7 protein-coding genes are annotated in these 5320 nt (G+C 65.1%); 1 reads left to right on the top strand and 6 read right to left on the bottom strand.

The genetic code is table 11. From position 1 onward, the window contains the following. Window positions 1–137 precede the first annotated feature (137 nt). Complete coding sequence (gene thiE, locus VGD20_RS20195) at window positions 138–776, bottom strand: thiamine phosphate synthase (protein WP_331136164.1); 639 nt, start codon at window positions 774–776, stop codon at window positions 138–140. 35 nt (window positions 777–811) lie between these two features. Here thiE and VGD20_RS20190 point away from each other — a divergent pair, with 35 nt between their 5' ends. Then, window positions 812–1213 (top strand): hypothetical protein, encoded by a 402-nt coding sequence (locus tag VGD20_RS20190; RefSeq protein WP_331136163.1) that lies wholly within the window; start codon window positions 812–814, stop codon window positions 1211–1213. On the opposite strand, the gene VGD20_RS20185 is transcribed toward VGD20_RS20190, so the two are convergent. The 5 genes from VGD20_RS20185 to VGD20_RS20165 all read right to left on the bottom strand — a co-directional run. Further along, entirely contained in the window at window positions 1210–1866 is a 657-nt protein-coding gene (locus VGD20_RS20185; RefSeq protein ID WP_331136162.1) for an O-methyltransferase, read from the bottom strand. The genes VGD20_RS20190 and VGD20_RS20185 overlap by 4 nt on opposite strands. A gap of 3 nt (window positions 1867–1869) precedes the next feature. Continuing rightward, a complete protein-coding gene (locus tag VGD20_RS20180; protein WP_331136165.1) occupies window positions 1870–2739 on the bottom strand; it encodes a fructose bisphosphate aldolase in 870 nt (289 codons plus the stop codon). A 99-nt stretch (window positions 2740–2838) separates the two neighbouring features. After that, a complete protein-coding gene (locus VGD20_RS20175) occupies window positions 2839–4035 on the bottom strand; it encodes a phosphoglycerate kinase (protein WP_331136161.1) in 1197 nt (398 codons plus the stop codon). 17 nt (window positions 4036–4052) lie between these two features. Beyond that, the gene (gene gap, locus VGD20_RS20170; RefSeq protein ID WP_331136160.1) at window positions 4053–5060 is read right to left on the bottom strand and encodes a type I glyceraldehyde-3-phosphate dehydrogenase; all 1008 of its coding nucleotides are present in this window, start codon (window positions 5058–5060) and stop codon (window positions 4053–4055) included. Window positions 5061–5096: 36 nt separating this feature from the next. After that, on the bottom strand, window positions 5097–5320 hold a 224-nt coding region (locus tag VGD20_RS20165), incomplete at its 5' end, for a transketolase-like TK C-terminal-containing protein (protein WP_414714601.1).

The raw sequence follows: 5320 nt of genomic DNA, 5'->3' as shown, positions 1-5320 counted from the left end.
GATTTGACGCCTCCCATCCGGCGGGCGACGGCAAAGTCCTTGCGGCGCGAGGCCCCTTGCGCCGGCCTGTTCGGCTGGCGCAAGGACGGCGCGTCACCCCGCAAATCCGACCGCGAGCCGGGGGCACCGGGCCGCGACTATCCCGCCGGCTGATCTTCGAGGAGCGCGCTGAACGCGCGCACCGCCGCGGCGGCGCCCTCGGGATGCGCCCACACACCGCCCGAAACGGCCAGGAAATCGGCGCCCGCCTCGATCAACGTCGGCGCATTGTCGACCGTGATCCCGCCGATCGCGACGCAGGGCAGTTCGAACATGCCCTGCCACCATGTGAGAATTTCGGGATCGGCGTGATGCTCGACCGCCTTGGTCGTCGTCGGGAAAAAGGCCCCGAAGGCCACATAATCCGCCCCCGCCTCGCCTGCTTCCATCGCCAGATGGCGGCTCGCATGGCACGTCACCCCGATCTGCGCCTGCGGCCCCAGCAACTGGCGCGCCTCCCTGGGATCGCCGTCATCCTGTCCCAGATGCACGCCGTCGGCGCCCAGCCGTTTCGCGAGCGCGACATCGTCGTTGACGATAAACGCGACATCGCTAGCTGCGCAGATCGCCTGCAGCGGCTCGGCGAGTCGCGCGGCTTCGTGCTGGTCGAGATCCTTGACGCGAAACTGGAAGGCGGCGACCGGCCCGGCGTCCAGCGCTTCGGTCAGTTGGCCCGGAAAATCGCCGCCGACGTCGAGCGGCGAAATCAGGTAGAGTTGGCAGGTCGGTGCTTTCATGGCGCGTTCATAGCGACGAGGTCAGAGACGAGCAAATGCAGAACATCCATCGCTTCGCCGCCCCTGCCCTGATTGTCGCATTCGCTCTGTCGGCGTGCGCCGCGACAAAGCAGCAGACGCCCCTCTCCGAAGCCAGGAATATCGGACTTGACCAGCCGGCCTACGCCGACGGCCCGGTCGTCAAAGCCGTGGAAGTTCTGGAAGATAGCCGCTGCCCCGAAGACGTCCTCTGTGTTCACGCCGGCCAGCTGCGCCTCAAGATGCTGTGGCTGCGACCGGGCGGGCGCGAAAAGGCGTTCGAAGCGACGCTCGGCAAGCGCACGCCGCTTGCCGACGGGTCGATCTTGCTCGAAGCCGTCAGGCCTGCACGAAATAGCGGCCGGACGATCAAACCCGAGGACTATCGCTTCGATTTCCGTTTTGATGGCGGGTTTTAAAGCACCCGAGCTAGCACGAAGCCGTCCCATTTCTTCGCGCCGACGGTCTGCACCGCGGTCGCGTCGAGCCGCGGGTCGCCGCCGAGCATGTCGAACAATGCGCGTGTGCCGACGATACGCTCGTCATCGCTATCCGCTTCCAGCACTCCGCCCTCGCGTACGACATTGTCGACGATGATCGTCGTACCGGGGCGGCCGAGCCGGATCGCCTCGGCGACATAATGCGCATTGCTCTGCTTGTCGGCGTCGATGAAGACGAAGTCGAACGGCGCTTCGTCCGTCATCGCCGCAAGGCTTTCCGCGGCCGGACCGATGCGGATATCGACCTTGCCCGAAACACCCGCGCGCTCGAGATTCTCGCGCGCCACACGCGCATGATGTGCTTCGAGTTCGAGGGTCACCAGCGATCCGCCCTCGGGCAGCGCTCGGGCGAGCCAGATCGTCGAATAGCCGCCGAGCGTTCCAATCTCCAGGATGCGCCGCGCACCCGCTATCTGCGCGAGCAGGAAGAGCATCTTGCCCTGCGCCGCCGACACATCGATCGGCGGCAGGCCCTGCCCGGCATTGTTGGCGAGGGTGGCGGCAAGCGCGTCGTCGTCGCCGAGAAGCTTCTCCGCGATATAATCGTCGACGGCTTGCCACCTCTCTCCCATCACCTAGGCCACGGAGGCCGCGTGAATTTCCCTGATCGCACCGCCCAGCGAGGCGTTGAATTCCTCGTCGCTCATCTGGTGGCGCAGGTCCTCGAGCAAGGCGCGGCTGAAGCTCGCGATGATGCCCGGATTCTTCGCCAGCTCGACGCACGCCTCGGGACGGGCAAAGCCGCCCGACAGCGCGACGACGCGCAGCACTTTCGGATGATCGACCAGCGGCTGGAACAGGCCGGCTTCGGTCGGCAGCGACAGCTTCAGCATCACCGGCGCGCCGGTCCAGGCATCAAGCGCCGCCAGCGTTTCCTCGAGAAGCAGGCGATCCGCCGCGTCGCGCTCGGCGCTCTTGATGTTCACTTCGGGTTCGATGATCGGGACGAGCCCGTGCGCCGCAATCCGCGCGGCTTCGGCGAACTGCTGCTCGACGATCGCCTTGATGCCGACCGGATTCGCGAGATTAACGACGCTGCGCATCTTGGTGCCGAAAACGCCCTTGGCGACCGCACGCTCGCAGAGCGCATCGAGACCGGGGTTTGCCTTCATCAGCTGCACACCGTCGGCTTCGTCTTCCAGACCCTTGTCGACCTTCAGGAACGGCACCACGCCGCGTTCCCAGAGCAATGCGGGTACCGGCTTGCCGCCGGCGTCGCCGTCCATCGTGCGCTCGAACAAGATCGCGCCGATCACCTTTTCACCGTTGAAGCAGGGCGCGGTAACGATGCGGCTGCGCATGTCGTGGATCAGCCCGAACATTTCCTCGTCGTTCGAGAAGGCGTCGGCTTCGATGCCATAGCCCTTCAATGCCTTGGGCGTCGAACCGCCGCTCTGGTCGAGTGCGGCGATAAAGCCCTGCCCCGATTTGATCTGGTCGAGCATGGCGGCATTGGCGGTGGTCATAAGATCTCCGGTGTTTGCATACGTATGGGACGGTGCGCATAGCGATCCCTTGGGCAGGATGCAAATGCGCGCAAAAAATCAGGCTTTCAGCGCGTCCACACCGGGAAGCGGCTTGCCTTCCATCCATTCGAGGAAGGCGCCGCCGGCGGTCGAGACAAAGGTGAAATCCTTGCCGACACCGGCGTGGTTGAGCGCCGCCACGGTGTCGCCACCGCCCGCAACCGAGATCAGCGAGCCTTCGCGTGTCAGCGCCGCGGCGGTCTTCGCGAGCGCGACGGTCGCGGTGTCGAACGGCGGGGTCTCGAATGCGCCGAGCGGGCCGTTCCAGACGAGCGTGCGGCAGTTTTTGAGCACATCGGCGAGTGCCTCGACCGCGGCCGGGCCGACGTCGAGGATCATTTCGTCGGCGGCGACCTCATGCACGTTGACGGTGCGCGTCGGCGGGTTCGGGGCGAACTCCTTTGCCACCACGACGTCGTAGGGCAGATGGATCGTGCAGCCTGCGGCATCGGCGGCGTCGAAGATCGCGTTGGCTGTATCGACCAGGTCATGCTCGCAGAGCGACTTGCCGACATCGACCCCGCGCGCGGCGAGGAAGGTGTTCGCCATGCCGCCCCCGATGATCAGGTGATCGACCTTGCTGACGAGGTTGCGCAGCACGTCGATCTTCGACGACACCTTGGCGCCGCCGACCACCGCCGCGACGGGATGTGCCGGATTACCGAGCGCGGCGTCGAGCGCCTTCAATTCGGCTTCCATCGCGCGGCCGGCATAGGCGGGCAACCGATGCGCAATGCCCTCGGTCGAACCGTGCGCGCGGTGCGCCGCCGAAAAGGCGTCATTGACATAGAGATCGCCGATCTCGGCGAGCCCATCGGCAAAGGCGGCGTCGTTCTTTTCCTCGCCGGGATAGAAGCGCGTGTTTTCGCGCACCGCGACGTCGCCCGCGGCGAGCACCGCTATTCCGGCCTTCGCGCCCTCGCCCACCGCTTCGGGGATGAACATGACCGAATGGCCAAGCACATCCTCGACGCCGCCCATCACGAGGCTGAGCGACTGGGTGGGATTTTTCGCGCCTTTCGGTCGCCCGAAATGCGCGAGCAGCAGGACGATCGCCCCCTTGTCCGACAGTTCGCGGATCGTCGGCATCGCTGCCTGAATCCGCGTCGCGTCGCTGACCGCGCCTTCGAACAACGGGACGTTGAGGTCGACGCGCACGAGAACGCGCTTGCCGGTGACGTCACCGATATCGTCGAGGGTCTTGAACGCGGTCATCGACGTTTCCCTTCGGCTCAGAGGAACTTGGCGATCACGCCCGCAGTATCGATCATGCGGTTCGAGAAGCCCCATTCATTGTCATACCAGCTGAGCACGCGCACCAGCTTGCCGTCGATCACCGAGGTTTCGAGGCTGTCGATCGTCGAGCTGTGCGCATCATGGTTGAAATCGATCGAGACCAAAGGCTCATCGGTAAAGCCGAGCACGCCCTTGAGTTCGCCCTCGGCCGCTTCCTTCAGCAGCTTGTTGACCTCTTCCGCGGTCGTCTCGCGGCTGGGTGTGAAGGTCAGGTCGACGACCGAGACGTTCGGGGTCGGGACGCGGATCGACGAGCCGTCGAGCTTGCCCTTCAGTTCGGGCAGGACGAGACCGACGGCAACGGCAGCACCGGTCGAAGTCGGGATCATCGACATCGCGGCGGCGCGGGCGCGGCGCGGATCCGAGTGGATCTGGTCGAGGATCTTCTGGTCGTTGGTGTAAGCGTGGATCGTGGTCATCAGGCCGCGCTCGATGCCGATCTTCTCGTGCAGAACCTTGGCCAGCGGCGCGAGGCAGTTGGTGGTGCACGACGCGTTCGACACGATCACATGCTCGGCGCCGATCTTGTCGTGGTTCACGCCATAGACGACGGTCAGGTCGACTTCCTTAGCCGGGGCCGAGATCAGGACGCGCTTGGCGCCGGCATCGAGATGCGCCTGGCCGCCCTTGCGGTCGGTGAAAAAGCCCGTGCATTCTAGCGCGATGTCGATGCCGTTGGCCGCGTGGGGCAGCTTGGCGGGGTCGCGCTCGGCGGTCACCTGGATGCGCTTGCCGTTGACGATCAGGTCGTTGCCGTCGACTTCGACACTGCCATTGAACGGGCCATGGACCGAATCGCGCTGGAACAGACGGGCGTTCGCCTTGGCGTCGGCCAGATCGTTGATCGACACCAGCTCGAGATCGTGGTCGGTGCGCTCCAGAATGGCACGCGCCACATTGCGGCCGATGCGTCCGAAACCGTTGATTGCAACCTTCACTGCCATGTCGAAAAATCCTTTCTGCGCGGGAGAAGCCGGTCCTTAGTTGCCGAGCTTTGCCAGTATCTGGGGGGTGATAGCATCGGCGGTAAGGCCGAAATGCGTGAATAGGTCTTCGATCGGCGCCGAAGCGCCAAAGCTGTCGATGCCGAAACGCAGGCCGTCGCGGCCGGTGTATCGCTCCCACCCGAAAGTGGTGCCCGCCTCGATCGACACGATGAGGGCATCGCGCGGCAGGATCGCATCCTGATAGGCGGCGTCCTGCT

Origin of the sequence: Sphingopyxis sp. (assembly GCF_036402335.1) — a bacterium.
Taxonomy (GTDB): domain Bacteria; phylum Pseudomonadota; class Alphaproteobacteria; order Sphingomonadales; family Sphingomonadaceae; genus Sphingopyxis.
The sequence above is the reverse complement of the archived record's forward strand: the minus strand, read 5'-3'. Positions and strand labels throughout refer to the sequence as shown.

Coding starts and splice junctions, on each gene's coding strand:
- thiE (WP_331136164.1), bottom strand. CDS start 776: ATGAAAGCACCGACCTGCCAACTCTACCTGATTTCGCCGCTCGACGTC.
- VGD20_RS20190 (WP_331136163.1), top strand. CDS start 812: ATGCAGAACATCCATCGCTTCGCCGCCCCTGCCCTGATTGTCGCATTC.
- VGD20_RS20185 (WP_331136162.1), bottom strand. CDS start 1,866: ATGGGAGAGAGGTGGCAAGCCGTCGACGATTATATCGCGGAGAAGCTT.
- VGD20_RS20180 (WP_331136165.1), bottom strand. CDS start 2,739: ATGCTCGACCAGATCAAATCGGGGCAGGGCTTTATCGCCGCACTCGAC.
- VGD20_RS20175 (WP_331136161.1), bottom strand. CDS start 4,035: ATGACCGCGTTCAAGACCCTCGACGATATCGGTGACGTCACCGGCAAG.
- gap (WP_331136160.1), bottom strand. CDS start 5,060: ATGGCAGTGAAGGTTGCAATCAACGGTTTCGGACGCATCGGCCGCAAT.